26 protein-coding genes and 1 riboswitch are annotated in these 26,705 nt (G+C 75.7%); of the genes, 1 reads left to right on the forward strand and 25 read right to left on the reverse strand.

The features are described 5' to 3' along the window. Window positions 1–257: 257 nt before the first annotated feature. The 8 genes from GXP71_RS06650 to GXP71_RS06685 form a co-directional block, all read right to left on the reverse strand. The gene (locus GXP71_RS06650) at window positions 258–1,895 is read right to left on the reverse strand and encodes an amidohydrolase (RefSeq protein WP_162352013.1); all 1,638 of its coding nucleotides are present in this window, start codon (window positions 1,893–1,895) and stop codon (window positions 258–260) included. A 96-nt stretch (window positions 1,896–1,991) separates the two neighbouring features. Then, entirely contained in the window at window positions 1,992–4,871 is a 2,880-nt protein-coding gene (locus GXP71_RS06655) for a DEAD/DEAH box helicase (RefSeq protein WP_370520995.1), read from the reverse strand. 72 nt (window positions 4,872–4,943) lie between these two features. Further along, window positions 4,944–5,858 carry a diacylglycerol kinase family protein gene (locus tag GXP71_RS06660; protein ID WP_162352014.1) on the reverse strand — a complete coding sequence of 305 codons (915 nt, stop codon included), beginning with the start codon at window positions 5,856–5,858 and terminating at the stop codon, window positions 4,944–4,946. Beyond that, window positions 5,855–6,643, reverse strand: a complete 789-nt coding sequence (gene tatC, locus GXP71_RS06665; RefSeq protein WP_124342823.1) for a twin-arginine translocase subunit TatC — start codon at window positions 6,641–6,643, stop codon at window positions 5,855–5,857. The genes GXP71_RS06660 and tatC overlap by 4 nt, the downstream gene beginning before the upstream one ends. 43 nt (window positions 6,644–6,686) lie before the next feature. After that, the gene (tatA, locus tag GXP71_RS06670; protein ID WP_162352015.1) at window positions 6,687–6,887 is read right to left on the reverse strand and encodes a Sec-independent protein translocase subunit TatA; all 201 of its coding nucleotides are present in this window, start codon (window positions 6,885–6,887) and stop codon (window positions 6,687–6,689) included. A 67-nt stretch (window positions 6,888–6,954) separates the two neighbouring features. Next, window positions 6,955–7,284 carry a hypothetical protein gene (locus tag GXP71_RS06675; RefSeq protein ID WP_162352016.1) on the reverse strand — a complete coding sequence of 110 codons (330 nt, stop codon included), beginning with the start codon at window positions 7,282–7,284 and terminating at the stop codon, window positions 6,955–6,957. A 4-nt stretch (window positions 7,285–7,288) separates the two neighbouring features. Then, on the reverse strand, window positions 7,289–8,263 hold the full coding sequence (locus tag GXP71_RS06680) for a YafY family protein (RefSeq protein ID WP_162352017.1): 975 nt from the start codon (window positions 8,261–8,263) through the stop codon (window positions 7,289–7,291). Then, entirely contained in the window at window positions 8,256–9,290 is a 1,035-nt protein-coding gene (locus GXP71_RS06685; protein WP_162352018.1) for a YafY family protein, read from the reverse strand. The genes GXP71_RS06680 and GXP71_RS06685 overlap by 8 nt, the downstream gene beginning before the upstream one ends. Window positions 9,291–9,326: 36 nt before the next feature. Here GXP71_RS06685 and GXP71_RS06690 point away from each other — a divergent pair, with 36 nt between their 5' ends. Next, the gene (locus GXP71_RS06690) at window positions 9,327–10,475 is read left to right on the forward strand and encodes a DUF3866 family protein (protein WP_162352019.1); all 1,149 of its coding nucleotides are present in this window, start codon (window positions 9,327–9,329) and stop codon (window positions 10,473–10,475) included. 109 nt (window positions 10,476–10,584) lie between these two features. On the opposite strand, the gene GXP71_RS06695 is transcribed toward GXP71_RS06690, so the two are convergent. From GXP71_RS06695 to gmk, 17 genes are all read right to left on the reverse strand, one after another. Beyond that, window positions 10,585–11,037 (reverse strand): PH domain-containing protein, encoded by a 453-nt coding sequence (locus GXP71_RS06695; protein WP_238402666.1) that lies wholly within the window; start codon window positions 11,035–11,037, stop codon window positions 10,585–10,587. Further along, a complete protein-coding gene (gene hisG / locus GXP71_RS06700) occupies window positions 11,025–11,873 on the reverse strand; it encodes an ATP phosphoribosyltransferase (protein ID WP_162352020.1) in 849 nt (282 codons plus the stop codon). Before hisG ends, GXP71_RS06695 begins: the two co-directional genes overlap by 13 nt. Before the next feature lie 42 nt (window positions 11,874–11,915). Further along, window positions 11,916–12,179, reverse strand: coding sequence for a phosphoribosyl-ATP diphosphatase (locus GXP71_RS06705; RefSeq protein ID WP_124342814.1), 264 nt, complete (start codon window positions 12,177–12,179; stop codon window positions 11,916–11,918). A gap of 413 nt (window positions 12,180–12,592) precedes the next feature. Then, window positions 12,593–13,294 (reverse strand): nicotinamide riboside transporter PnuC, encoded by a 702-nt coding sequence (gene pnuC, locus GXP71_RS06710; protein WP_162352021.1) that lies wholly within the window; start codon window positions 13,292–13,294, stop codon window positions 12,593–12,595. A 1-nt stretch (window position 13,295) separates the two neighbouring features. Beyond that, window positions 13,296–13,760 carry a 6,7-dimethyl-8-ribityllumazine synthase gene (ribH, locus tag GXP71_RS06715; protein WP_162352022.1) on the reverse strand — a complete coding sequence of 155 codons (465 nt, stop codon included), beginning with the start codon at window positions 13,758–13,760 and terminating at the stop codon, window positions 13,296–13,298. Then, window positions 13,757–15,112, reverse strand: a complete 1,356-nt coding sequence (ribB, locus tag GXP71_RS06720; protein WP_162352023.1) for a 3,4-dihydroxy-2-butanone-4-phosphate synthase — start codon at window positions 15,110–15,112, stop codon at window positions 13,757–13,759. Before ribB ends, ribH begins: the two co-directional genes overlap by 4 nt. After that, window positions 15,109–15,732 carry a riboflavin synthase gene (locus tag GXP71_RS06725; protein ID WP_162352024.1) on the reverse strand — a complete coding sequence of 208 codons (624 nt, stop codon included), beginning with the start codon at window positions 15,730–15,732 and terminating at the stop codon, window positions 15,109–15,111. Before GXP71_RS06725 ends, ribB begins: the two co-directional genes overlap by 4 nt. 1 nt (window position 15,733) lies before the next feature. Then, window positions 15,734–16,858, reverse strand: a complete 1,125-nt coding sequence (gene ribD / locus GXP71_RS06730; protein ID WP_162352025.1) for a bifunctional diaminohydroxyphosphoribosylaminopyrimidine deaminase/5-amino-6-(5-phosphoribosylamino)uracil reductase RibD — start codon at window positions 16,856–16,858, stop codon at window positions 15,734–15,736. Between the two features lie 82 nt (window positions 16,859–16,940). Then, a riboswitch (FMN riboswitch) is annotated at window positions 16,941–17,075 on the reverse strand. A gap of 134 nt (window positions 17,076–17,209) precedes the next feature. Continuing rightward, the gene (rpe, locus tag GXP71_RS06735) at window positions 17,210–17,878 is read right to left on the reverse strand and encodes a ribulose-phosphate 3-epimerase (RefSeq protein WP_162352026.1); all 669 of its coding nucleotides are present in this window, start codon (window positions 17,876–17,878) and stop codon (window positions 17,210–17,212) included. A 142-nt stretch (window positions 17,879–18,020) separates the two neighbouring features. Continuing rightward, window positions 18,021–19,595: an RsmB/NOP family class I SAM-dependent RNA methyltransferase gene (locus GXP71_RS06740; RefSeq protein WP_162352027.1), complete on the reverse strand. Its 1,575-nt coding sequence runs from the start codon at window positions 19,593–19,595 to the stop codon at window positions 18,021–18,023. Continuing rightward, window positions 19,592–20,536, reverse strand: coding sequence for a methionyl-tRNA formyltransferase (fmt, locus tag GXP71_RS06745; protein ID WP_162352028.1), 945 nt, complete (start codon window positions 20,534–20,536; stop codon window positions 19,592–19,594). The genes GXP71_RS06740 and fmt overlap by 4 nt, the downstream gene beginning before the upstream one ends. Window positions 20,537–20,546: 10 nt before the next feature. Further along, on the reverse strand, window positions 20,547–21,170 hold the full coding sequence (locus GXP71_RS06750; RefSeq protein ID WP_162352029.1) for an HAD family phosphatase: 624 nt from the start codon (window positions 21,168–21,170) through the stop codon (window positions 20,547–20,549). Beyond that, window positions 21,167–23,266, reverse strand: coding sequence for a primosomal protein N' (locus GXP71_RS06755; protein ID WP_162352030.1), 2,100 nt, complete (start codon window positions 23,264–23,266; stop codon window positions 21,167–21,169). The genes GXP71_RS06750 and GXP71_RS06755 overlap by 4 nt, the downstream gene beginning before the upstream one ends. Before the next feature lie 51 nt (window positions 23,267–23,317). Continuing rightward, a complete protein-coding gene (gene metK, locus GXP71_RS06760) occupies window positions 23,318–24,520 on the reverse strand; it encodes a methionine adenosyltransferase (protein WP_124343479.1) in 1,203 nt (400 codons plus the stop codon). Between the two features lie 44 nt (window positions 24,521–24,564). Beyond that, window positions 24,565–25,755, reverse strand: coding sequence for a bifunctional phosphopantothenoylcysteine decarboxylase/phosphopantothenate--cysteine ligase CoaBC (gene coaBC, locus GXP71_RS06765; protein WP_162352031.1), 1,191 nt, complete (start codon window positions 25,753–25,755; stop codon window positions 24,565–24,567). A 10-nt stretch (window positions 25,756–25,765) separates the two neighbouring features. Continuing rightward, window positions 25,766–26,029: a DNA-directed RNA polymerase subunit omega gene (rpoZ, locus tag GXP71_RS06770; RefSeq protein WP_162352032.1), complete on the reverse strand. Its 264-nt coding sequence runs from the start codon at window positions 26,027–26,029 to the stop codon at window positions 25,766–25,768. 67 nt (window positions 26,030–26,096) lie between these two features. Beyond that, complete coding sequence (gmk, locus tag GXP71_RS06775) at window positions 26,097–26,666, reverse strand: guanylate kinase (RefSeq protein ID WP_162352033.1); 570 nt, start codon at window positions 26,664–26,666, stop codon at window positions 26,097–26,099. Window positions 26,667–26,705 lie beyond the last annotated feature (39 nt).

The raw sequence follows: 26,705 nt of genomic DNA on the forward strand, positions 1-26,705 counted from the left end.
CCCTGATGGCGGTGGCGCCCGACCGGTCCCCCCGGTCGTGGATACCTTCAGGAACCTACCGAGATCAGGCGAGGTGTCAAGGCGCCGTCACTGCAGGTGGTGGGCCTCTGCGCAGGTCACCTCGACGGCGCGGTCCGGCGACACACCCGACGGGGCGGCGTGTCGTGGGGCGTGTCGCGAAAATCGGACAGGCGTCCAGCAGGGCGCGCCAGGGACCGGCGGCGAAGATTCACCCGCTCGGCACCGACCAGGACGGGTCAGCCGAGCGCGTCGTGCAGGACGACGCCGCCGCGCACCGTCCGCAGGCAGCGCGGCGACTCCTCGTCGGGGCCGAGGAACGGCAGCAGCGGCGTGCCCGACCGGGCGTCGGTGCTCCACGACGCGAGCCGGCCGTCGGGTGCCTGCACGACCAGGTGCTCGGCGCGCCACACGGCGAGGTGGGCGGGAGCACCGACCCGCAGCTCGCCCGCGCCCGTGTGGTCGAGGCCCGCGAGCCGCCAGCCGCCACGTGTCGAGGCGCGGAAGGCGGCGCGCGCGGAGATCCGCTGCTCGGGCGCGGTGTGCAGGACGGCCGCCCGCACACCCGCCCACGGGTCGACCGGCGTCACCGGCGCGTCCGAGCCGAACGCCAGCGGGATGCCCGCGCCCGCGAGGTCGGCGAGCGGGTTCAGCGCGGCTGCACGACCGGCACCGAGCCGCGTCGCGTACATGCCCTTCTCGCCGCCCCAGGCGGCGTCGAACGCGGGCTGCACGCTGAGCCGCACGCCGAGGAGGATCAGCGACGCCAGCGTCGGGGCGTCGACCATCTCGGCGTGCTCGAGGCGGTGCCCCGCGCGGCCGATCGCCTCGACACCCTCGACGTCGGCAGCGGTCCGCAGGCCGAGCGCGACCTCGTCCATCGCGCGGTCGCCGATGACGTGGAACCCGCCCTGCACACCGGCGCGCGTCACGGCCGTGACGTGGTTCGCGATCTGCTCCGCCGACAGGTACAGCGCGCCCGCACCCTCGGCGTCCGCGTACGGTGCTCGCAGCGCGGCGGTGTGCGACCCGAGCGACCCGTCGACGTTGAGGTCGCCACCGATGCCCGTGAGGCCCGGGATCGCCGCCAGGATCTCGCGGGCGTCGTCGACGGTCACGCACAGCTCGCCGCGGTACCCGACGACCAGCGGCAGCCCGCTCACGGCGTCGGCCGTGGTCGTGAGCAGCTCGACGAGGCCCTCGCGCGTGTCGATGAACGGCGCGCTCAGCTCGTGCACCGACACCACACCCTGGGACGCCGCGTGCGCGAGGGCGCGGCGGTACACCGCCGTGCGGCGCTCCGGCGAGAGTCGCCGGGCGGCGTCGCGGGCGGCGTGGTGCGCCTCTCGCTCCACGCGACCGTCGTCGGACCAGCCGGGGAGCCGGTCGAGACCCTCCGCCTGCGCGAGCGCGGACGAGACGACCGCGGAGTGCACGTCGACACGCGCCAGGTACACGGGCGCGCCCCCGGCGGCCGCGTCGAGCTCGGCACGCGTCGGCGGGCGACCCTCGGGCCACTCGAGCTCGTCCCAGCCGAACCCGAGGAGCGGCACGTCGGCGTCCGTCGCGGAGCGCTCGCGGGCGGCGCGGGCGACGGCGTCGAGCGCGTCCGCGAGGGACCGGACACCGGCGTCGGCGGACAGCCGCACGCTCTCGAGGGCGAGGCCGGTCTCGAGGACGTGCACGTGCGCGTCGACGAACCCCGGCGCGACGAGCGCCCCGTCCAGGTCGACGACCTCGTCGGCGCGGGCCGCCAGGCCGTCGGCCGTGTCGTCGTCACCCAGCCAGGCCACGACGCCGTCGTCGACGAGCAGCGCCTGCGCGAACGGGTCGGCCGGGGAGTGGATGACGCCGTTGCGGTAGAGGGTCGAGCTCACATCGGCTCACGATAGGGCAGGTCAGGGCGTCGCACCCGGGCGAAATCCGGACGGATCGGCACGGGTGGGACCGTCGGCCCCGTCACAGGCCGCGTGTCAGACCGAGGAGTACGCGACGACACCTCGCCGGACGGCGTCGACGGCCCGCCGGGCGGTGGTGCGGGTGCGCTCGTGCGGGGCAGCCTGGGCGACCTGGTCGAGCACGTCGATGACCTGCTTGCACCAGCGCACGAAGTCGCCCGCGGACAGGTCGCCCCCGCGCAGGACGGCGTCGAGGCTGCGCCCGGCGGCCCAGCGGTGCACGGCCTCCACGAGCCCCAGGTCGAGCGGCACGGTCGTCTCGAGCCGGTGCTCCGACTCGAGGTCCTCGAGCTCCGACCAGGCGCGCAGCGTGCCGTCGAGCGCGACACCCAGCCGGCTCGCCGGGCCGCCGGGGACGTGCGGCTCGCCCTGGTCCTCGCGACGTGAGCGGAACACGAGGGTGGAGACGGCGGCGGCGAGCCCGGGCGGGTCGAGCTCGTCGAAGGTGCCGCGACGCAGGCACTCCGCGAGCAGCAGGTCGTTCTCGGCGTAGAGGCGCCGCAGCCAGCGTCCGTCGTCGGTGACCTGCAGGGTGCCGCCGGTGCGGTCGAGGTAGTCGAGCCGGACCAGGACGTCGCAGATGCGGTCGAACACTGCGGCGATCGAGCCCGTGCGGCCCTCGATGCGGCGGACGAGGGCGTCGTGCTCGCCGCGCAGGCGGTCCCACCGCTCGGCCCAGCGGGCGTGCTCCTCGCGGTCCGGGCACGCGTGGCACGGGTGTGCGCGAAGCCGTCGGCGCAGCTCGGCGATCTGCGCGTCGTCCTGCCCGGCGGTGTGCCGGGGCGGGCGACCGCGGCGCGCGCCGGGGCGACGGTCGCCGCGCGGGTCGCCATCACCCACGGCGCCGGACGAGACGGAGGACCGCAGCGCGGCGGCGAGCTCGCGTCGCGCGGCGGGGACGCGCGCGCTGAACCCCTTCGGCACACGCAGGCGGCCGACCGTGCGCGCGCCGGTGCCGACGTCGGCGACGGTGAGCCTGCGCACCTGCCGGTCGGTCGTGAGCACCATGGGACGGGGCCCGTCGAAGCCGCCCGCGCCGCCCGGGTCGATCACGACGGCGTGCCCGGAGCGTCGCCCGACGGGGATCTCGAGCACGTCGCCGACGTGCAGGCCCTCCAACGACCGGGCGACGTCGGCCCGGCGCGCGGCCGCTGCGGCGCGGGACTGGTCGCGCTCGAGCCGGCCGATGTCCCGGCGGATGCGCGCGTACTCGGCGAAGTCGCCGAGGTGGCACCGCATCGCCTCGGCGTACCCGTCGAGCGCCTCGGCGTGCGACTGCGCCTGCCGGGCGAGCCCGACGACCCCGCGGTCCGCCTGGAACTGCGCGAAGGACGTCTCCAGGACCTCGCGCGCACGGTCGCGACCCACCTGCGCCACGAGGTTGACCGCCATGTTGTACGTGGGCCGGAAGCTCGAGCGCAGCGGGTACAGCCGCTTCGACGCGAGGCCCGCGAGCTGCACCGGGTCCAGGCCCGCGTGCGCGACGACGACGGCGTGCCCCTCGGTGTCGATGCCGCGGCGCCCCGCACGCCCGGTGAGCTGCGTGTACTCCCCCGGGGTCACGTCGACGTGGCTCGACCCGTCCCACTTGACGAGCTTCTCGAGGACCACGGACCGCGCGGGCATGTTGATGCCGAGCGCGAGCGTCTCCGTCGCGAACACCACCTTCACCAGACCACGCGAGAACAGGTCCTCGACGGTCTCCTTGAACAGCGGCAGCATGCCCGCGTGGTGCGCCGCGACGCCCCGCGTGAGCGCGTCGAGGAGGTCCCAGTAGCCGAGCACGTCGAGGTCCTCCGGCGGGACGGCGGCGCACCGCTCCTCCACGATGCGCCGGATCGTCGCCTGCTCGGCCGGGTCGGTCAGGCGCACGCCCGCCGCCAGGCACTGCTGCACGGCCCCCTCGCAGCCCGCGCGGGAGAAGATGAACACGATCGCGGGCAGGAGCTCGTCCTTGTCGAGCGCGTCGACCACGGCGAACCGCGGCGTCGGACGCCCGAAGACCGCCCCTCCGCCGGGCCGGTGACCGCCGCGCCCGCGGTAGCCCCGGTCACCCGGCCCGCGCCGCCCGGGCCCCTCCGCGCGCTCGCCACGGCGCAGCAGCTGCACCAGGTCCGGGTTGATGGGCGGGTCGACGCCCGGGTCGGTCGGGTCGACGTGACCCGCGTACAGGTCGAGCAGGTCGCCCCGGACCAGCACGTGCTGACCGAGCGGCACCGGACGGTGCTCGCTCACCACCACGGCCGTGTCGCCGCGCACGGTCGCGAGCCAGTCGCCGAACTCCTCCGCGTTCGAGACGGTCGCGGACAGCGACACCAGCTGCACGTCGTCGGGCAGGTGGATGATCACCTCCTCCCAGACCGGCCCGCGGAACCGGTCGGCGAGGTAGTGCACCTCGTCCATCACCACGAACCCCAGCCCGGCGAGGGTCGGCGAACCCGCGTACAGCATGTTGCGCAGCACCTCCGTCGTCATGACGACGACGGGCGCCTCCCCGTTGATGGTCGTGTCACCCGTGAGGAGCCCGACGCGCTCGGGGCCGTACCGGCGCACCAGGTCGCCGTACTTCTGGTTCGACAGCGCCTTGATCGGCGTCGTGTAGAACGCCTTGCGACCCGCCGCGAGGGCCAGGTGCACCGCGAACTCCCCCACGACGGTCTTGCCCGCCCCCGTGGGCGCCGCGACGAGGACGCCGCTGCCGCGCTCGAGGGCCGCGCACGCCTCGACCTGGAAGTCGTCCAGGGGAAAGCTCAGCAGCTCCCGGAACTGCGCCAGCTCGCCGCGCTCGGTCTCCGCGCGGCGGCGCGCGGCCGCGTACCGCTCGGCGGGCGACGGCTCCGCCGACACCGTCGACGAGCCGGGACCGGAGGACGGACGACGCCTGCGTGACACCACACGCACACCCTAGGCACGCGGGGGCACGTCGCACGCTCCGAGCGTCGGGCGCGCCGCGCGCTCGCGGACGGGTCAGGCGAGGACCGACAGGGCGCCCGGGTCGACCTGCACGCGCAACGGGACCGGCCCGACGCGCTCGCCGTCCGCGAACGCCGCCGGAGGCGCGCCTCCCGCGTCGAGGAGCGGCTCGATGAGCACCGACCGGCTCCGCACCACGGTCACCGCCGGGTGGTGCACGTGGCGGCCCTGGTAGATGCCCGGGAAGATCCGCGTCACCGCGGACCGCGACAACGGTCCCGCGACGACGACGTCGAGCAGGCCGTCGTCGACCTGCGCGTCGGGCGCGATCCGCAGCCCGCCGCCGAACGACGGGACGTTCGCGACGGCGACGAGCGTGCCGGCCGACTCCCAGGTCCGGTCGTCGAGGGTCACGCGGTACCCGTAGGGCCGGAACGACGCGAGCTCCGCGACCAGGGCCCGCACGTACCGGGCCGAGCCGGCCGGCCACGTCATGGTGTTCGCCCGCGCGTTCACGGCCGCGTCGATGCCGCACGACAGCACGCCGAGGAACCACTCGTGCGCGGAGTGCTCGGGCGTGCCGACGCGCACCGCGTCGATCCGGCGGGGCCCCACGTCCAGCGCGCGCTCGACCACGTCGACGGCCGCCTCGACGTCGCCACGCGGCAGCGCGAGCGCCCGGGCGATGTCGTTGCCCGTGCCGGCCGCGACGATCCCGAGCGGCAGGGCGGTGCCCGCGACGACGTTCGCCCCCAGGTGCACCATGCCGTCGCCGCCCACCACGACGAGCGCGTCGAGACCCTGGACCGCAGCCGCACGGGCGCGGTCGGTGGCCTGCGCGAGCGTCGGCGCGGACAGGTCCTCGACCTTCATGCCGCGCGCCACCAGCAGCTCGTGCACGCGCCGCCCGGCCTGCGCCCCGCGCCCCTTGCCCGCCGTGGGGTTCACGACGACGCCGACGTGCCTCACGTGGCGGCAGGCTCGGCGTCGTCGGGGAACGTGCCGTCGAGACGCGGCAGGCCCGCCGCGACCCGACGACGGTCCACGCGACGGTCGTGCACCGTGCAGATCACCAGCGCCCCCGCGTACAGCAGGCAGATGGGGATCGCGACCGCGATCATCGTGATCGCGTCCGGCGTCGGCGTCATGATCGCGCTGAACGTGAACGCGATCATCACGGCCCACCGCCACCCCTTGCGCCACGTCGCCGCCGTGCCCAGACCCGCGAAGTTCAGCGCGACCATCACCACCGGCAGCAGGAACGCCAGGCCGAAGACGAGCATCACGCGCATGACGAACCCGAGGTACGTCTGCGCGTCCACGAGGTTCGTCGCACCCGACGGCGTGAACTCGATGAGGAGCTGCACGGCGTGCGGCAGCACGTACCAGGCCAGCAGCGCACCACCCAGGAACAACGGCACGGCCGCACCGAGGAACCCGAACGCGTACCCGCGCTCGCGGCGGGTCAGGCCGGGCGTGATGAACGCCCACAGCTGGTACAGCCACCACGGGCTCGACAGGATCACGCCCAGGAAGATCGTGATCTTGACCCGCATGTCGAACGGCGCGGCGACGCCCGCGAAGTTCAGGGAGACGAGCCCGTCACGCGTCGATCCGGCGGCCTCCAGCGGCTGCTGGATGGCCTCGAAGACGGGGTCGTAGAAGATCCAGGCGAGCACGGCGCCGAGGACGACGCCGATGGAGGCGAGGACGAGGCGCTTCCTCAGCTCGAGGAGGTGGGCCCGCAGCGGCATCCGGCCGCCGGGGTCGCGCCCGCGGCGGGAGCTGCTCACGCGGTCAGACCTTCGGAGGCGTGGTGCCCTCGGTCGGCTCGTCAGGACGCGTGTCGTCGTCCCGCAGGTCCTTCACCTCGGACTTGAAGATCTTCATCGACTGACCGACGCTCTTGGCGAGCCCCGGGAGGCGGTTCGCCCCGAACAGCAGCAGGACGACCAGCACCAGCACGATGATGTGCCAGGCGCTCAGGTTTCGGATCACGGGGCTACCTCCGTCGCGGTGCGAGTCCCGCGCATCCTAACCCCGCCGGACCTGTCCGGATGCTCCCTCAGCTCCAGTACGCACGCCACGACTCGCGCGTGCGCCAGTGCCGCTGCTCGCGCGCCGCACGACGTGCGGTGCGCTCCTCGCGCAGGGCCGCCCGACGCTCGACCAGCGGCCCGCGGGGCGAGAGAACCGTCGGCCCGGTGTCGACCCGGTCCTGCTCCGCCAACGCCTGCAGCTCCGCCAGCCGGTCGGCGAGCTGCTCCCACGTCTGCCCGGCCCTCGCCAGCTCCCGGCCGAGCTCGAGCCCCGACCGCCACAGGCGCCGACCCAGGAAGAACGCGCCGACGAGCGTGCCCACGACCAGCACCGTCCACACGCTGAACCACAGCACGGCGTCAGCCCTCCTCGTCCGCGAGCGGGCCGTACGCGGCCAGCGCGGCGCGCGCCGCGGCCGCGACCTCCGTCGCCACCCGCGCGGGCCGCACGTCGAGCACCTCGTCCGCGACCTGCAGCACCAGGTGCCGCAGCCAGGCCGGGCGCAGGACGCGCAGGTCGACCTCGAACGACCCGTCCTCCAGGTTCCGCACCGCCTCCACGGGTGTGCTCTCCGCGACCCAGCGCGCCGAGCTGCGCAGGTGCAACGTCACGAGCTCGCCGTCCGGCCCGGGCTGGAACTCCCCCGCGTCCGGCGCGACCGTGTGGTCCGCCACCGGATCGTCGAGCACCTCGGCCGCCAGGATGCGGTCCACCCGGAACAGACGCTCCCCGTCGACGAGCCGGCACCACGCCAGCAGGTACGAGCGCTCGTCGTCCGTGACCAGCCGCAGCGGGTCCACGTCGCGCTCCGTCGTCACGTCCGACGCGTCCACGTAGCGCAGGTGCAGCCGGCGCCCGTTGCGCAGCGCCGTCGCCACCGCCGTCGCGACGTCCGGCGCCGCGTCGAGCCCCAGCCGCACGTCGAGCGCCGCAGCCGCGTCACCCGCCGCCGTCGTCAGCTTGTCCAGCGCCGACGACAGCACCGCGGCCTGCTCCCGGTCGAGCGCCGGCCGCAGCGACGAGTCCAGCGCCCGCAGCGCCGCGAGCAGCGCCACCGCCTCACGCGCACCCAGCCGCAGCGGACGCGTCATCCCGCGCGACTCCGTCAGCCGCACCACACCCTGCTCGTACGACGCCGCGTCGAAGTCGATCAGGTCGTGCGGGAAGTACCCCGGCGTCCCCGTGACCCACAACGTGTCGATGTCCGACAGCACCTGGTCCGCCGTCACCCCGAACTGCTCCGCGATCTCCTCCACCGGGACGCCGGCGTGCCGGTCCAGGTACGTGATCATCCCGAGCATGCGCAGCAGGCGGTCGCTCGCGCGCTCAGCCATCCGTCCCACCCCCGACCGTCGCGCGGTCCAGCGTCGACGCCGTCCGCAGCAGGTGCAGCACCGCGTGCCGCACGCTCGGCGGGTCCAGCACCACCACCGCGTCGCCGTACCCCACGAGCTCCTCCGCGAGCTCCCAGTCCAGCCGGAACGGCACGTGCACCACGTCGCGCTGCGCCAGCGCCGCAGCCGCCCGCGGATCCGACCACACGTCCGGCGCGTCCGCCGGCGCCGGCACCGCACGCGCCCGCGCCGCACCCACACGCTCCGGCAGCACCGCGAGCGTCGCGACCCGCTCCGGACGCTCCTCCCACGGGTGCAGCGCCGCCGCCAGCTCCTCCGCAGGCGGCGGCTCGAACGCACCCGGCGCGCCCACCAGCCGCACCGTCCCCTCGACGCGGCTCAACCGGTACGAACGAGGAGCGTCGCGCTCGCGGTCACGACCCACCAGCAGCCAGCCACCCCGGCGCGCCAGCAGCTTCCACGGCTCGACCGTCCGCTCACGCACCTCGCCCGTGTTCGCCGCGCGGTACACGAACCGCACCACCTGCCGCGCCTGCACCGCGTCGAGCAGCGGACCGATCGCCCCGCCACCCGACCGCACGCGCGGCGCGAGCCCCGCGACCAGGTCCGTCGACTGCGGCGCCGCGCCGACCGCACGCAGCTTCGTCAGCGCGCGCGACGTGTCGGCGCGCAACGACTGGTCCTGCCACAGCTGCGCCGCCATCGCGAGGACACCCAGCTCCCCCGCCGTCAGGTCCAGCGGGGCCAGGGCGTACTGCTCGGCGTCGATCCGGTACCCGATGTCGTCACCGTGACCGGCGTCCGTCACCGTGAGCACCGGGATCCCGAGCTCGCGCAACGTGTCCTTGTCACGCTCGAACATCCGCTCGAACGCGTCGTCCGACGGCGCGTCCTGGTACCCGGCGACGCTGGCGCGCACCTGCTCCTTGGTCATGCGGCCGGACGTGTTCACGAGGGCGATGACGAGGTTGAGCAGGCGCTCTGCGGGCGGGATCGCGGGGGGCATCGGGGACCACGGTAGCCGCCCCGGTACGGTGGGGCCGTGATCACGTGGCGTTCGGGTGTCGTCGTCGCGAGCGGGACCGCCTGGCCGGGCGCACAGGAGCTCACGGTGGCCCTCGACCACCCGGCCACCGACGCCCTGCCGGACATCGTCCGGGCGCTCGCCTACCCCGCCCTCGTCGGCTCCCCCGCCGTCGGCGACCGGGTCCTGCTCAACGTCTCCGCGCTGGCCCGCGGGCTGGGCACCGGCGGCTACGCCCTCGTCGCCGCCCCCGGCGGCGACCTGCCCGCCGACCCCCCAGCCGGACCCGGGCACCTCGTCAAGGCCCGCTACACCCCCCTCCAGGCCATGGTCCTCGGCGTCGACGACCAGGAGTCCCCCCACCACGAGACCCTGCGCGACGCCGACGACCTCGGCGGCCTGCCCGTCGTCGTCGCCGACCTGCACTCCGCGCTCCCCGCCGTCGTCGCCGGCGCCCGCTACGCCGCCGCCCGCGCGGGCCGCCCCGCACCCACCGTCGCCTACGTCATGACCGACGGCGGCGCCCTCCCCGCCTGGTTCTCCCGTGCCGTCGCGGGCCTGCGCGACGCCGGCTGGATCGACGCGTGCGTCACCACCGGGCAGGCGTTCGGCGGCGACCACGAGGCCGTCACCGTGCACACCGGCCTCCTCGCCGCACGCCACGTCGTCGGCGCCGACCTCGTCGTCCTCGCCCAAGGACCCGGGAACCTCGGCACCGGCACCCGCTGGGGCTTCTCCGGCGTCGCCGCCGGAGAAGCGGTCAACGCCGCCGCCACCCTCCGCGGCCGCCCCGTCGCCTCCCTGCGCGTCAGCGGCGCCGACCCGCGCGAACGGCACCTCGGCGTCTCGCACCACTCGCTCACCGCCTACGGACGCGTCGCGCTCGCGGCCGCCGACGTGCCCGTCCCCGTGTTCGACCCCGACCCCGACGGCGGGCTCGACGCCCTCGGGCGACGCGTGCGCCACCAGGTCGCCGCGCTCGCCGCACCGCACGGACGGCACCGGCTGGTCGACGTCGACGCCGGCGCGGACCTCCTCAGCGCGCTCGCGGGCTCGCCGGTGCGGCTGTCGACCATGGGCCGCGGGCTCGACGACGACCCCGCAGCGTTCCTCGCTGCGGCGGTCGCCGGGGTCCACGCGGTGGACCTGCTGGACATCGCAGGCTGACCCGACGCGGCCGACGCGCCCGACGCGGACATCACGCCGGGCTCACGCGACCGGCTGCCACGTCACCCCGGACGGCGGTCCCTCGCCGCGCCCGACCGCCGGTCGACCCTCAGTCGTCCCGGGTGGTGCGGGTGTGCTCCGCGACGAGCGTCGCGAGCCGACGCGCCTCAGCCTCCGCGAGCTCGCCGTCGGCGCGCTGGATGCCCATGACGGCGAGCGTGTCGCCGTCGGCCAGGTCGAGCTGCACCCAGGGACGGCCGTGCCCGAACCGCACCGACACGATCTCGGACCACTCGAGCCGTCGCGTGAGCATGAGGTTGCGGACCGTGAGGCCGCCGTCGTCCGCGCGGGCGCTCACCGTCGCCTGCCGCCAGCAGAACCAGGCGATGAGCATGCCGACGAGCGCGAAGCCCGCACGGTCCAGCGGTCCGGCGTTCGGCAGGACCACGATGATGACGGCGGTGAGCACGAGGACCGCCACGGCCAGACCGAGCGTCACGAGTCGCGCGAGCCGCGGCCGGAAGACCGTCGGGGCGGTCACGGCGACCGTCACAGGCGGCACGCGTGGATCGACGTCACGAGGATCGCGCGCGCACCGAGGTCGTAGAGGGCGTCCATGACGCGGTTGGTCTGCGACCGCTGCACCATCGCGCGGACCGCGGCCCACTCGCGGTTGTGCAGCGGGGAGACGGTCGGCGACTCGAGGCCGGGCGTGATCGCGACGGCCTGCTCGACGAGCGAGAGCGGGACGTCGTAGTCGATGAGCACGTACTCGCGCGCGGTGAGCACGCCCTGCAGCCGCCGGGTGAGCACGTCGAGGCCCGTGGGCTCGTCGACGCCCGCGCGGCGGACCAGGACGGCCTCCGAGCGCAGGATCGGGTCCCCGAAGATCTCGAGGCCGGCGGCCTTGAGCGTCGTGCCCGTCTCGACGACGTCGGCGATGACGTCGGCGACCCCGAGGCGCGTCGCGGTCTCGACCGCGCCGTCGAGGCGCACGATCCCCGCGGCGCTCACGCCACGCTCGGCGAGGTACGCAGCCACGAGTCCCGGGTAGGACGTCGCGACGCGGCGCCCCTCGACGTGCGACACGTCGCTCATCTCGCCCACGGGCGCGGCCCAGCGGAACGTCGAGCGCCCGAAGCCGAGCGCGAGGTGCTCGACCGCGGCCGACTCGGAGTCGAGCAGCAGGTCGCGGCCGGTGACGCCGACGTCGACCGTCCCGGCGCCGACGTACACCGCGATGTCGCGCGGGCGCAGGAAGAAGAACTCGACGTCGTTGTCCGGGTCGGGCAGGACGAGCTCACGGCTGTCGCGGCGCTGGCGGTAGCCGGCCTCGCGGAGCATCTCGGCGGCGGGCTCGGAGAGCGAGCCCTTGTTCGGGACGGCGATCCTCAGCACGGGGGTCCTATCGGGGGTGTCGGTGCAGGCGGGGCGGGAGGCTCAGAGGTGGGTGTACACGTCGTCGAGCGTGAGCCCGCGGGCCAGCATGAGCACCTGCAGGTGGTACAGCAGCTGGGAGATCTCCTCGGCGGTCCGCTCGTCGCTCTCGTGCTCGGCGGCCATCCACACCTCGGCGGCCTCCTCGACGATCTTCTTGCCGATCGCATGGACGCCGCCGTCGAGCTCGGTCACGGTGCGGGAGCCGGCGGGGCGGGTGGCCGCCTTCTCGGCGAGCTCGGCGAACAGGACGTCGAAGGTCTTCACGTCGGACAAGCCTAGACGGGCGTCCGGGGTGACCCGTCGCGCGTCCGCCTGTCAGGCGCCGCCCCCCCTCGTCCGGGCCGACCACGGCCTGGGGTGAGCGAGCGGAGGTCCTGTGGTGGCGGGCATTCGGGGCACACGAGCGCAATGGCCTGTTATCGCGCATTCCGGACAGACGCACCGCAGTCGCGACGTCGCACGGCCGACCGTCCCGCCGTCGGAGACTCGACTCCGCGCGCCCACGGGCACCTTCGCTCCCCCGAGCAGCGGCCGCTCCTCCGCGCGCCGCCCTGCCGACACCGACACCGGCGCCCGCGCCCGCGCCCGATCCTCCGCGTCCGCTCCCCCAGGTCTCGCTGCCGGCCCGGGATGCGCGACCGCGACCGCCGGCATCCCTGCCGGCCCGGGTGCGTGCGTCAGGCGGCGACCTCGCGCCGCTCCCCCGCCGGCACGGCGGGCTCCTCGCCCCGAGCGCGCAACCACACCGTGAAGCCGTAGACCACGACGCCCGCGTAGACGACGTAGAGGACCGCCGACGGGTAGTAGCCGGCGGAGACGAGCAGCGGGACCCCGACGACGTCGACCGCGATCCAGATGAGCCAGAACTCGATCCAGCCGCGCGCCATGCCGTACGTCGCGAGCAGCGAGCCGACGAAGATCCACGCGTCGGCCCACGGCCCCCACGAGCCGAGCGCCGAGAACAGGGCCGCGAACCCGACGGTGCCGACGACCGCGACGCTCCCGATGAGCACCCACCCGCGCGGGCCGGCCCAGCGCGGCACGACGGCGGGCGTGTCGGCGGGTGCCCCGTGCTCGAGCGCGGCGCGCTGCGTCTGCCGCCAGCGCACCCACCCGTACACGGACACGGCGACGAAGAAGACCTGCCGCCCGGCCTGGCCGTACAGGTCGGTCTGCTGCGGGGTGTGGAACACGCCGCCGAGGAAGACGGTGAAGAGCAGGACGTTGCCGACGATGCCGACCGGCCACGCCCAGACGCGACGGCGCAGGCCGCCGACCGCGGACGCGAGGCCGAACAGGTTGCCGACGATCTCGCGCCAGAGGACGTCGTGCCCCGCGATCGTCAGGGTCGCGTCGAACAGCCAGCCGAGCGGTCCCACCTCACAGACCCCGCAGGGCGACGACCGTCGCGACGGCGGCCTCGGCGGCCTCGGCGCCCTTGTCCTCGTGCGAGCCCTCGAGGCCCGCACGGTCGAGCGCCTGCTGCTCGTCGTCGCAGGTGAGGACGCCGAACCCGACGGGCACGCCCGTGCGGACGGCGACGTCGGTGAGCCCCAGCGTCGCGCCCTGGCACACGTACTCGAAGTGCGGTGTGCCGCCGCGGATGACGACGCCGAGCGCGACGACCGCGTCCGACGTGCGCGCCGCCACGGCGGCCGCGACGGGCAGCTCGAACGTCCCGGGCACGCGCACGACGCGGACGTCCGTGACGTGGGCGGCGTCGAGCGCACGGCGCGCGCCGGCGAGCAGGCCGTCCATCACCGTCGTGTGCCAGCTCGCGGCGACGACGGTGACGCGCAGGCCCGTGCCGTCGACGGTCAGGGTGGGTGCTCCGGCACCGCTCATGCCAGGTCCTCCAGGTTCTCGAACGCGTGGTCGGTGGTGTCCGCGCCGGGCGTCGCGGGGGCCGCGAGCACGGGACGGACGGGGATCGGGTCGCGCTGCGCGCCGGTCGGCAGGTGCAGCAGGTGCCCCATCGACGTGGCCTTGGTGCGCAGGTACGCCTCGTTCTGCGGGGTGCGGCCGACCTCGAGCCCGCGGACCTCCGCGACGTCGATGCCGTGCGCGCGCAGACCGGCGACCTTGGCGGGGTTGTTCGTCAGCAGGCTCACGCGGCGCACACCGAGGTCGGCGAGGATCGCCGCTGCGGCCCCGTACTCGCGCCGGTCGGCGGGCCAGCCGAGGTCGAGGTTCGCCTCGACCGTGTCACGGCCCTCGTCCTGCAGCGCGTACGCGGCGACCTTCGCGAGCAGGCCGATCCCCCGGCCCTCGTGCCCGCGCAGGTACACCACGGCGCCGCCCTGCTCGGCGGCGAGCTCGAGCGCGGCGTCCAGCTGCGGCCCGCAGTCGCACCGCGCGGACCCGAACGCGTCGCCCGTGAGGCACTCGGAGTGCACGCGCACGACCGGCGTGGAGTCGAGCCCGCGGGTCGGCACGAGCGCGACGTGCTCGTCGCCCGTCCGCAGGTCGCGGTAGCCGTGGATGCGGAAGTCGCCGTGCCGGGTCGGCAGGTACGCGGTGTGCGTGGCGTGCACGCGGTCGCGCAGTCGTGCGGCGGCCGGGTCGACGGGCTCGACGTCGTCGTGCGCGGTGCGCCACGCGACGATGTCCTCGATCGTCAGCAGCACGAGCCCCTCGGCCTGCGCGAGCGCGGACGCGTCGGGCAGGCGCGTCATCGAGCCGTCGTCGTTCACGAGCTCCGCGATCGCCCCGACGGGTTCGAGACCGGCGAGCCGGCACAGGTCGACGGCGGCCTCGGTGTGGCCCGCGCGGTGCAGCACGCCGCCCGGGACGGCGCGCAGCGGCAGGACGTGACCGGGGCGGATGAGGTCCTCGTGCCCGGAGGCCGGGTCGGCGAGGACGCGCAGCGTGCGGGCACGGTCGGACGCGGAGATGCCCGTCGTGACGCCCGTCGCGGCGTCGACGGTGACCGTGTAGGCGGTGCGTCGCGGGTCCTGGCTGTGCGGGACCATGAGCGGCAGGTCGAGCGCGTCGGCACGCGCCGCGGGCATGGGCGCGCACAGGTACCCGGACGAGTGCCGGATCGTCCAGGCGACCCACTCGGGGGTCGCGGACTGCGCGGCGAGGATGACGTCGGCCTCGTTCTCGCGGTCGGGCGAGTCGGCGACGAGCACGGGCCGGCCGGCGCGCAGCGCGTCGAGCGCGTCCTCGACGGTGCCGAGCCGCACGTCGCTCACCGGGCGGTCCCGGCGGTCGCGAGCAGCCGCTCGGTGTACTTCGCGAGGACGTCGACCTCGAGGTTGACGCGCGCGCCCGGTTCGAGCGAGCCGAGCGTCGTGACCGCGAGCGTGGTGGGGATGAGCGACACGCCGAAGGAGTCGTCGCCGACGTGGGTGACGGTGAGCGACACCCCGGAGACGGTGATGGACCCCTTCTCCGCGACGTACCGCGCGAGCGCCGGCTCGAGCCCGATCTCGACCTCGTCCCAGCGCGGGCCGGGCGTGCGCGACAGCACGGTGCCGACCCCGTCGACGTGCCCCTGCACGACGTGCCCGCCGTACCGACCACCGACCGCGAGCGCCCGCTCGAGGTTGACGGAGCCGCCGGTGCCGAGGTCGCCGAGCGCGGTGCGGCGCAGGGTCTCGGGCATGACGTCGGCGGTGAAGGTCCCGTCGCCGGGGAGGTCGGTGACGGTGAGGCAGACGCCGCTGACGGCGATCGAGTCGCCGGGCCGGGCGTCGGACGTGACGAGCGGGCCGCGGACGCGCAGGCGGGCGTCGGTGACGACCCCGTCGGCGTCGGTGCCGGGCTCGACGGCCTCGACGGTGCCGATCTCCTCGACGATGCCGGTGAACATCTCAATCCTCCTGGGTGGGCTGCGGGGTCGGGGTGGGGTGCGCGGGCTCGGGGGTGGCGACGACGAGGACGTCCGGGCCGAGCGGCAGCACGCTGCGGGTCGTGAGGCGGACGGCGTCGCCGATCGTGGTGACGCCGAGGTCGGCGACGGCTGCGGGGCCGGCGCCGAGCAGGACCGGGGCGATGTAGGCGTGGACCTCGTCGACGAGCCCGGCGCGCAGGAATGCGGCGGCGAGGGTCGGGCCGCCCTCGACGAGGAGGTGGCGGACCTCGCGGTCGCCGAGGATGCGGAGGACATCGGCGGGGTCGTGGGTGCGGGCGTGGACGAGCTCGCCGCCGGGGCCGTGCAGGCGGGCGCCGGCGGGGACGTCGCGGTGGCCGACGACGACGCGCAGCGGCTGGTCGGTGTGGAGCTCGCCGGCGGCGTTGCGCGCGGTGAGGGCGGGGTCGTCGGTGAGGACGGTCCCGGTGCCGACGGCGATGGCGTCGACCTCGGCGCGGAGGTCGTGGGCGTGGTGGCGGGCGACGTCGGAGGTGATCCAGCGGCTCGTGCCGTCGGCGGCGGCGACGCGCCCGTCGAGGGTCGTGGCGAGCTTGAGGGTGACGAAGGGGCGTCCGCGCTCGACGGACGCGAGCCAGGTGCCGAGCAGGGTGCGGCCCTCGTCCTCGAGGACGCCGGTGAGGACGTCGACGCCGTCCTGTCGCAGCCGGTCGGCGCCGCCCGCGGCGACGGGGTTCGGGTCGGGGACGGCGACGACGACGCGCCGGACGCCGGCGGCGAGCAGCGCCTCGGTGCACGGTCCGGTGCGGCCGGTGTGGTTGCAGGGTTCGAGGGTGACGACGGCGGTGGCGCCGGTCGTGCCGGCTCCGCGGCGTGCGGCGTCGGCGAGGGCGGCGACCTCGGCGTGCGGGGTGCCGGCGCCGGCGTGCCAGCCCTCCCCCAGGACGGTGCCGTCGGGGCCGAGGAGGACGCACCCGACGCGCGGGTTGGGGCCGTGGCGGGGTCCGCGCCGGGCCAGCAGGAGCGCGTCGCGCAGTGCGGCGATCTCGACGGGTGCGGCGGCCTGCGTGGGTGCCGTTCCGGGGGCGGCGGGCGTGGTGGGGGCACCGGTCGCCGTGCTCGTCATGGTCCACCTCCGGGCGCCGTCGAGCCCCGGGGTCGCGCAGGAGGGTGAGTCCTGCCACGGGACGACGCCGAGCGTCGCCCCGCCACGTACTTCCTCCCATCCGGACTTTCACCGTCGGTCCTGGAGTTCCACCAGGTCAACCGCCCGGTCCTGTGGACCGTGCGGGTCGCGGACTGTCACCGCCGGCTCGGAATTACACCGACCCCGGAGCACGTGTTCGTGTTCTGCACTGCGCCAACGATCTTGCCACACGGGGAATTCCCGGCCGGCGCGCGTCTGTGGGCGTCTCACTCTCCGGGACGGCAGGTCCACGCCCCGGACGTCACGCCGGGGTGGCGGGCCGTAGGGCGGTCAGGAGGTGCGTCCGGTCTCGTCGGCGAGCGCGCGGAGCGCGGCGATCTCGGCGGCGACGTCGTCCGCGCCGTACACCGCGGACCCGGCGACGAAGACGTCGGCGCCCGCCTCGGCGATGCGTGCGATCGTGTCGCGCGACACTCCCCCGTCGACCTGGACCCAGGTGTCGAGGCCGGCGGCGTCGATCGCGGCGCGGGTCCGCCGGATCTTCGGCAGCGTCCCCTCGATGAAGGACTGGCCGCCGAAGCCCGGCTCGACCGTCATCACCAGCACCATGTCGACCTCGGCGAGCAGGTCGAGGAACGGCTCGACCGGCGACGCGGGACGCAGCGCGACCGCCGCTCGGACGCCGCCCGCGCGCAGCTCGCGCGCGAGCCGCACGGGCGCCTGCGCGGCCTCGGCGTGGAACGTCACCGACGCTGCGCCGGCCTCCGCGTACTCGGGGGCCCAGCGGTCGGCGTCCTCGATCATGAGGTGGACGTCGAGCGGGACCGGCGACACCTCCGCGATGCGGCGTACGACCGGCAGCCCCAGCGTGAGGTTGGGCACGAAGTGGTTGTCCATGACGTCGACGTGCGCGAAGTCCGCCGTCGCGATCGCCGCGAGGTCCCGCTCGAGGTTCGCGAAGTCGGCGGACAGGATGCTCGGGTTGATGAGGGCGGGCACGCCGTCAGCGTAGCCAGCCGTGGCGTCCCCCGCCGCGCCGGTCCGGCCGCCTCGACGCCGTGCGGCCGCTCGGCCGCTGCCACGGTCACCGGAGGGCGCGGCGGGCCCACGTCCGGGCCGGACGTCGACCGACGCGCGCGCGTCAGGACGTGCGGCGCAGCAGCGTGAGGTGCATCGCGTCGGTCCCGTGCACGTGCGGCCAGAGCTGCACGTGCGAGCGGTCGGTCAGCTCGACCTCGCGCCGCGCGACGCCCTGCACGACGGCGGCCGTGTCGATCCGCTCGACGCCGATGCCGGCCTTCGCCGCGGCCCGCAGCGCGTCCTTCACGACCAGCCGCGTCTCTGCGAGGTGCGGCGAGCACGTGACGTACGCGACGACGCCACCGACGCGGACGGCGCGCAGCGCCGAGCCGAGCAGGTCGCGCTGCAGCCCGGTCAGCGTCGTGAGGTCCGCGGGGGTGCGACGCCACCGCGACTCGGGACGTCGACGCAGCGCGCCGAGACCCGTGCACGGCGCGTCCACCATCACGCGGTCGAACGCGCCGGGCTCGTCGTCGCCCAGCACGCGCCCGTCGCCGGTCCGGACGACCTCGACCGCGCTCGGCGGGACGGCACGGAGCGACTGCCGGACGAGCCGCGCCCGGTGCGGCTGGAGCTCGTTGGCGACGAGCCGCGCGCCGCGACCCGCGGCCTCGGCGGCGAGCAGCGCCGCCTTGCCGCCGGGACCCGCGCACAGGTCGAGCCACCGCTCGTCGCGGCCCTCGAGCGGTGCGGCCGCGAGCGCGAGCGCGACGAGCTGGCTGCCGTCGTCCTGCACGCCGGCGCGCCCGTCGCGGACGGCGGGGACGGACGCGGGGTCGCCGCCCGCGAGCACGACGGCGGTCGGGGACAGCGTTCCGGGACGGTCCGCGGTCGCGCCGCCGAGCTCGTCGACGTCGGACAGGCCCGGGCGCGCGACGAGGGTGACGAGCGGGGGTGTGTTGTCGGCGTCGAGGAGCGCGCCGAGCTCGTCGACCGGGCGCGCGTCGCCGGCGAGCGCCTCGCGCAGGGCGCGGGCGACCCACAGGGGGTGGCTGCCGACGACGGCGAGGCGTGCGACGGGGTCCTCGCCGGCGGCGTCGGCGATGCGCTGCTCCCAGGCGTCCCACGGCTCGCGGGACACGGCACGCAGGACGGCGTTGACGAACTGCGCGGGTCCGGCGCCGAGGGCGTCGCGTGCGAGCCCGACGGTCTCCGAGACGGCGGCGTGCGGGGGGACGCGCATGCCGAGCAGCTGGTGCGCGCCGAGCCGCAGGACGTCGAGCGCGGGTGCGTCGATCTGCGCGGTGGTGCGTGCGGCGGCGAGCTCGAGGATCGCGTCGTAGCGGCCGCGGAGCCGGAGCGTGCCGTACGTGAGCTCGGTCGTGAACGCGGCGTCGCGGCCGGTCAGCCCGCGCTCGCGCAGGAGCGGCGGGAGGACGAGGTTGGCGTAGGCGTCGCTCTCGGCGACGGTCCGCAGCACGTCGTAGGCGACGCGCCGGGCGGGGTCGGTGCCGCGGCGGCGCTGGGAGGGCGCTGCGGTGGTGCGGGTCGAGCGGCCCTCGCGCCGGGCGGCGCCGCGCTGGCGTCCCTGGGCGTCGCGCCCGTCGCCGCCGTCGCCGCGTCCCCGTCCTGCGCGCCCGTCGCCGCCGCGGCCGTCCTGGGCTCGGCCGCGGTCCGGCCGGTCGTCGGGGCTCACGCGGCACCCTCCCCACCGAGGACGGTGCCGTCCGCCGGGCGTGCACCGCGTGCCCAGTCGGCGGCCTCCATGGGGCGCTTGCCGGGCGGTGTGACGAGGCCGAGGCGGACGGCGCCGCCACCGGTGCCGACGAGCACCTCGCGCTTGGTGGCGCGCAGCTCCCCGGGGCGCAGGTCGTGCACGTCGGGCAGCGGCGTGACGGGTCCGATCCCGAGCCGCGCACCGTCGGGGAGCGTCGTCCACGCGCCGGGTGCGGGCGTGCAGCCGCGGATGCGCCGGTCGACGGCGTGCACGGGGTGCGTCCAGCGGACGCGCGCGTCGTCGACCTCGATCTTGGGGGCGTGGCTCACGCCGTCGGCGGGCTGCGGGACAGGGCTGAGGATGCCGTCCTCGATCGCGTCGAGCGTGCGCACGAGCAGGCCCGCGCCGGCGTGGGCGAGGCGGTCGAGGAGGTCGCCCGCGGTGTCGCGGGGTCGCACCGTCTCGGTGAGCGTGCCGAAGACGGGTCCGGTGTCGAGGCCCTGCTCGATCCGGAACGTGGTCGCGCCGGTGACCTCGTCGCCGGCGATGAGGGCGTGCTGGACGGGTGCGGCGCCGCGCCACGCGGGCAGGACGGAGAAGTGCAGGTTGACCCAGCCGTGGGTCGGCACGTCGAGGACGCTCGTGGGCAGGATCGCGCCGTAGGCGACCACGGGCGCGGCGTCGACGGCGAGCTCCTTGAGCCGCGCGACGAAGTCCTCGTCGCGGGGCCGCTGCGGGGTGAGGACCTCGACGCCCGCGTCGAGCGCGCGCTCCTTGACGGGGCTGGGGTGCAGCGTGCGGCCGCGGCCGGAGCGGGCGTCGGGCCGGGTGAGGACGGCGGCCACCTCGTGGCGGGACGCGAGGAGCGCCTCGAGCGACGGCACCGCGGCCGCGGGGGTTCCGGCGAAGAGCAGTCGCATGCGACCGATCCTAGGTGGCGTCGGCGTCGGCCCCCGCGCCGAGCAGGCCGCGCGCGACGAGGTCGCCGCGCAGCGCGGTCGCGTCGGTGAAGACGATCCCGTCGAAGCCGACCTCGCGCGCCGCGGTCACGTTGGCCGGCGAGTCGTCGACGAACACCGCGTCGGCGGGGTCGACGCCGAACCGCTGCGCGAGCAGCCGGAAGATGGCCGGGTCGGGCTTGGCGAGCCCCACCTCGCCCGACACGAGCACGTCCTCGAGCAGGCCGATCGCCGGTGCCGCGGGTGCGGCGTGGTGGAACGTCTCCGCGGACCAGTTGGTCAGGCCGAGGAGGCGCACACCCGCGGCGGCCAGGTCGCGGACGACGTCCGCGCTGCCGGGGACGGGTCCGGCGAGGGTGTCGGCGAAGTGCCGCACGTAGAGGTCGAGCGCGTCGACGTGCTGCGGGTGCGTCGCACGGACGGCCTCACGCGCCTCCGCCCAGGGGCGGCCCGCGTCCTGCCGGTGGTTGAGCGCCGCGAAGTCCACGTCGGCGAAGAACCGGTCGACGTCGGCCCGCGCCATGCGACCCGCGTACGCGCCGTACGGGTCCCACCGCACGAGGACGTTGCCGAGGTCGAGCACGACGACGTTCACAGCAGGTCCGCCGGGTCGAGCTGGACGCGGAGCGTGCCGCCCTCACGTCGTGCGCTGCGGGTCGCGAGCGACGCCGCCATGGACCGGGCGAGGGCGGCACCCCGGGCGCGCGGGACGCGCACGAGCGCCCGCACGTCGGGCTCGAGCGCGGTCGTCGGGCCGCGACCGGGTGCCGCCGGCGCGGGGACGGGTCCGAGCACGTCGACGTCGTCGAGGTCGATCCGCCCGACGACGGCCTCGACGGCGTCGCGCGGGCCGGTGACGGCGGCGACGCGGACCGCGGGCGGCAGCCCGAGCTCGACCCGCTCCTGCGCCTCCCGCTCGGCCAGCCCTGCGGGGTCCCAGCGGACGAGCGCCTGCGTGGGCCGCTCGGGCGCGTCGCCGACGAGGAGGACGGCACCGCCCTCGGCGGACGGCCGCACGAGCGCGGCGGCGGTGAGCCAGCGCCGCAGGGCCGCGACCGCGCTGCCCAGACCGGCGCCCGACGTGCCGACGGCGGCGTCGAGCAGGACCGCGGCCGCGTACCCGGCGGGCGCGACGGGCTCGGCACCCGGTGTCGCGACCACGACGGCGGGTGCGTCGGGCACCCGGTCGAGCACGCCACCCGAGGCGCGCGCGCCCGACACCCGCACGGTCACCCCGGGGAACGCGCGGCCGAGCTCCTCGGCGGTCCGCTCCGACCCGACGCGGACCGAGCGCAACGCGGTCGACCCGCACTCGTCGCAGCGCCAGGACGTCGCGAGCCGCCCGCACCAGCGGCACGTCGGCACGCCGTCCTGACCGGTGAGCCCCAGCGGGCCGTGGCACGTGCCGCAGCGGGCGTCCGCGCGGCACCGCCCGCACGCGACGACGGGCACGTAGCCCGCCCGGGGCACCTGGACCAGCACCGGACCGGCCGCGAGCCGGTCACGGATCGTCCGCCACGCCGGGGACGGCAGGCGCGCGGCCGCCGCGGGGCCTTCCCGGGCGAGCTCGACGGATGTGAGTGCCTGGACCCGCGGGGTGCGCGCGCGGACGGTCGCGCGGTCCGCCGCGACCTCACGCGCCCAGCCGGACGCCACGAGCGCCTGCGCCTCGACCGTGCGCGCGTGCCCGCCGACGAGCAGCGCGCAGCCCGCGAGGTCGGACCGCAGCGCGAGCACCTCGCGCACGTGCGGGTACGGGGCGCGAGGCTCGGCGTGCAGCGGGTCCCCGTCGTCCCAGCAGACGACGAGGCCGAGGTCACGCACGGGCGCGAACGCCGACGCGCGCGTCCCCACGACCACGTCGGCCGCGCCCCGCAGGGCCGCGAGGAACGCGCGGTACCGGGGCGCAGGCCCGTCGTCGGCCGTCAGCCGGACGACTCCCCCGGTCGTCTCCGGCGACCACGCGGGCACGCCCGCCGTCTCCAGCGCGGCCAGCACCCGGACGACGTCACGCGCGTCCGGCACCACGACGAGCGCGCCCCGGCCGCCGAGCACGCACGCGGCGACGGCCTGCGCGACCGCGTCCTCCCACCGGTCCCCGAGGGCGCCGGGCAGCGCGGTCCAGACCGCCCGCGGCGCACCGCCGGCCTGCACGTGCTGCACGAACGCCGGACCACCGCGGTACGCCGACCACGCCGACGCGTCGGCACCGGCCACGGGCGGACGCGGGGTGCCGTCGGGGACGGCGAACGTCTCGGACTCGACGCGCGCGTGCCGGCTCGGCACCGCGAGCCGCAGCACGTCGGACAACGTGCCCGCCCACCGGTCCGCGACCGCCCGGGCCAGCGCGAGCACGTCGGGCGTGAGGACCGGCTCGCCCGACACGACACGGCGCAACGGCACGAGCCGTCCCGCGTGCTCCGCGGTCTCGGCACGGTCGAGCAGGTACCCGTCGACGTCCTGACCGCCGAAGCGGACCTTGACGCGGACGCCCGGGACCGCCTGCGCGTCGAACCGCGCCGGCACGACGTACTCGAACGTCCGGTCGAGGTGCGGGGGCGACAGGTCGACCGCGACCCGCGCGACCGGCATCCGCTCCGCAGGCTCGAGGTCCGCCGCACCGAGGCGCGGGCGCGCCCGACGACGCGGGCCGGGCACCCCGTCGAGGACGAGCTGCTCCCCCGCCGTCACGTCCACGGACCCGTCACGCGGGCCGCACCGGTCGCCGGCACGCGCGCCGGCTCAGCCGACGGCGGCCAGCAGGTCGGCCGCGCGGTCGGTGCGCTCCCACGTGAAGTCGGGCAGCTCGCGCCCGAAGTGGCCGTACGCCGCCGTGCGCCGGTAGATGGGCCGCAGCAGGTCGAGGTCGCGGATGATCGCGGCCGGGCGCAGGTCGAACACCTCGCGGATCGCGGCCGTCAGGCGCTCGACGGGCACGACACCCGTGCCGAACGTCTCGACGTACAGGCCGACGGGGTGCGACTTGCCGATCGCGTACGCGACCTGGACCTCGCAGCGCTTCGCGAGACCCGCGGCGACGACGTTCTTGGCGACCCAGCGCATCGCGTACGCCGCCGACCGGTCGACCTTCGACGGGTCCTTGCCGGAGAACGCGCCGCCGCCGTGCCGCGCGAAGCCGCCGTAGGTGTCGACGATGATCTTGCGACCCGTCAGGCCCGCGTCGCCCTTGGGACCACCGACGACGAACGTGCCGGTCGGGTTGACGAGCAGCCGGTGGTCGCTCGCGTCGAGCTCGAGCTGCGCGAGCACCGGTGCGACGACGTGCTCCGCGATCGCGGGCCGCAGGTAGCTGTCGAGCTGGACGTCCGGGTCGTGCTGCGTGGACAGGACGACGGTGTCGAGCGAGACCGCGCGGTCGCCCTCGTACCCGATGGTCACCTGGGTCTTGCCGTCGGGGCGCAGACCCGGCACGAGGTCCTGGCGGCGGACCTCGGCGAGCCGCTCCGCGAGACGGTGCGCCGCCCAGATCGGCAGCGGCAGCAGCGACGGGGTGTCGTCGCACGCGTACCCGAACATCAGGCCCTGGTCGCCCGCGCCCTGCAGGTCGAGGGGGTCGATGTCCGCGGAGTCCTGCCGGACCTCGATCGACTTGTCGACGCCCTGCGCGATGTCGGGCGACTGCTGCCCGATCGAGACGGACACGCCGCACGAGTCACCGTCGAAGCCGATGTGCGACGACGTGTAGCCGATGCCCTTGACGACCTCGCGGACGACCTGCGGGATCTCCACGTACGCGCTCGTGGTCACCTCACCGGCGACGTGCACGAGGCCCGTCGTCACCATCGTCTCGACCGCCACACGGGCCGCCGGGTCCTGGTCGAGGATCGCGTCGAGGATCGCGTCGGAGATCTGGTCGCACACCTTGTCGGGGTGGCCTTCCGTCACCGACTCGGACGTGAACAGGCGCGCGGAAGCCTCAGTCATGGCGCACAGCCTAACGGGACGGAAACAGCCCTCTCACCGGCCGTTCACCAGCGGGCGAGCACCGCGTCCCACACGGCGTGCGCGACGTCGTCCTTGCTGCCCGCGGCGGCTGAGACCACCTCGCCCCGGGCGTCGAGCACGACCACGTCGTTGACGTCCGTCCCGAACCCGCGGCCGTCCCCGACCGCGTTCACGACGAGCAGGTCGGCCTTCTTGCGCAGCGCCTTGGCGCGGCCGTGCTCGAGGACCGAGCCGTCGTCGTCGCCCGTCTCGGCCGCGAACCCGACGACGACCTGGCCGTCACGCAGCCGGTCGGCGGCGAGCTCGGCGAGCACGTCGGGGTTCTCCACGAGGTGCAGCGTGGGCGTCGAGCCGTCGCCGCGCTTCTTGATCTTGGCGTCCGCGAGAGCGGCGGGCCGGTAGTCGGCGACGGCCGCGGCCATGACGACCGCATCGGCGTCCTTCGCGGCGGTCCGCACCGCGTCACGCAGCTGCGCGGCGGTCTCGACCGGCACGGCGTCCACGCCCGGCGGGAGGGGGACGGACAGGTTCGCGGCGACCAGCGTGACGTGCGCGCCGCGCGCCGCCGCCGCCCGCGCGAGCGCGACGCCCTGGCGGCCGGAGCTGCGGTTGCCGAGGAAGCGGACCGGGTCGAGAGGTTCACGCGTGCCGCCCGCGGACACCACCACGCGGCGACCGAGGAGGTCCCGCGGGCCGACGAGCGTGAGAGCCGCCGCGGCGATCACCTCGGGCTCGGGCAGCCGGCCGGGGCCCGTGTCGGCGCCGGTCAGCCGACCGCTCGCGGGATCGAGCACGTGCACGCCCCGACGGCGCAGCGTCTCGACGTTCGCGACCGTCGCGGGGTGCTCCCACATCTCGGTGTGCATCGCCGGCGCCATCAGCACCGGACAGCGCGCGACGAGCAGCGTCGCGGTGAGCAGGTCGTCGGCACGGCCGGTCGCCGCACGCGCGAGCAGGTCCGCGGTCGCGGGGGCCACCACGACCAGGTCCGCGGTCTTGCCGACGGCGACGTGCGCGACCTGGTCGACGTCCTCGAAGACGTCGGTCGTCACGGGCTGCCCGGACAGGGCCTCCCACGTCGCGCGCCCGACGAACTCCAGCGCGGCGACGGTCGGCACGACGCGCACGTCGTGCCCCGCCTCACGGAAGAGGCGCAGCAGCAGCACCGCCTTGTACGCGGCGATGCCGCCCGCGACGCCCAGGACGATCCGCATGTGCGGTGCCTCAGGCCTCCGTGGCCTCGGAGGTCAGCAGCCCGGCGTCGATCTCGCGCATCGCGATCGACAGCGGCTTCTCCTGCGGGCGCGTGTCGACGAGCGGGCCGACGTACTCGAGCAGGCCCTCGTTGAGCTGCGAGTAGTACGCGTTGATCTGGCGGGCGCGCTGCGCCGAGTACAGCACCAGGGCGTACTTGGAGTCGGCACGCTCGAGGAGCTGGTCGATCGGGGGGTCGGTGATGCCCGTGGGGGCGGCGACGGTTCCGGACACGATGGTCTCCCGTGAGGTCGATGGGGGGTGCGGCGCGGTGGCCGCGGGGCGGAGCCTGCCGTCGATCCTACCTCGTCGCGATCCCCATCACCCGGACCAGCTCGTCCGTGGCCCGGTGCACGTCGTCGTTGACGATCACGGTGTCGAACTCGGACTCGGCCGCGAGCTCGACGCGCGCCGTCGCGAGGCGCCGCTCGCGCTCCTCCGCGTCCTCGGTCCCCCGTCCGACGAGCCGCCGCTCGAGCTCGGCGAACGACGGCGGTGCGAGGAACACGAAGTGCGCGTCCGGCATGGACGCCCGCACCTGGCGGGCGCCCTGCAGGTCGATCTCGAGGAGCGCCGGCTCACCGGCGGCGAGCCGACGCTCGACGGGCTCACGAGGAGTGCCGTACCGGTTGCGCCCGTGGACGACCGCCCACTCCAGCAGGTCGCCGTTCTCGACCATGCGGTCGAACTCGTCGACGCTGACGAAGTGGTAGTGCACCCCGTCGACCTCGCCCGGTCGCGGCGACCGCGTCGTCGCGGACACCGACAGCCAGACCTCGGGGTAGCGCGTGCGGACGTCGGCGGACACCGTTCCCTTGCCGACGGCGGTGGGTCCGGCGAGAACGGTCAACCGGGCGGGCGTCGTCGTCATGGGTGGTGCGGTACTCCTCGTGCGCAGCGGTGACGGGCG

The sequence above is a fragment of the Cellulomonas sp. H30R-01 genome, assembly GCF_010119915.1.
Taxonomy (GTDB): domain Bacteria; phylum Actinomycetota; class Actinomycetes; order Actinomycetales; family Cellulomonadaceae; genus Cellulomonas; species Cellulomonas algicola.

What these genes read in the sequence shown, in the direction of transcription:
- tatC (WP_124342823.1), bottom strand. Translation starts at nt 6,643, where the DNA reads ATGCCGCTGCGGGCCCACCTCCTCGAGCTGAGGAAGCGCCTCGTCCTC.
- GXP71_RS06680 (WP_162352017.1), bottom strand. Translation starts at nt 8,263, where the DNA reads ATGGCTGAGCGCGCGAGCGACCGCCTGCTGCGCATGCTCGGGATGATC.
- GXP71_RS06685 (WP_162352018.1), bottom strand. Translation starts at nt 9,290, where the DNA reads ATGCCCCCCGCGATCCCGCCCGCAGAGCGCCTGCTCAACCTCGTCATC.
- ribH (WP_162352022.1), bottom strand. Translation starts at nt 13,760, where the DNA reads ATGAGCGGTGCCGGAGCACCCACCCTGACCGTCGACGGCACGGGCCTG.
- GXP71_RS06725 (WP_162352024.1), bottom strand. Translation starts at nt 15,732, where the DNA reads ATGTTCACCGGCATCGTCGAGGAGATCGGCACCGTCGAGGCCGTCGAG.
- ribD (WP_162352025.1), bottom strand. Translation starts at nt 16,858, where the DNA reads ATGACGAGCACGGCGACCGGTGCCCCCACCACGCCCGCCGCCCCCGGA.
- fmt (WP_162352028.1), bottom strand. Translation starts at nt 20,536, where the DNA reads ATGCGACTGCTCTTCGCCGGAACCCCCGCGGCCGCGGTGCCGTCGCTC.
- metK (WP_124343479.1), bottom strand. Translation starts at nt 24,520, where the DNA reads ATGACTGAGGCTTCCGCGCGCCTGTTCACGTCCGAGTCGGTGACGGAA.
- coaBC (WP_162352031.1), bottom strand. Translation starts at nt 25,755, where the DNA reads ATGCGGATCGTCCTGGGCGTCGCGGGCGGCATCGCCGCGTACAAGGCG.
- gmk (WP_162352033.1), bottom strand. Translation starts at nt 26,666, where the DNA reads ATGACGACGACGCCCGCCCGGTTGACCGTTCTCGCCGGACCCACCGCC.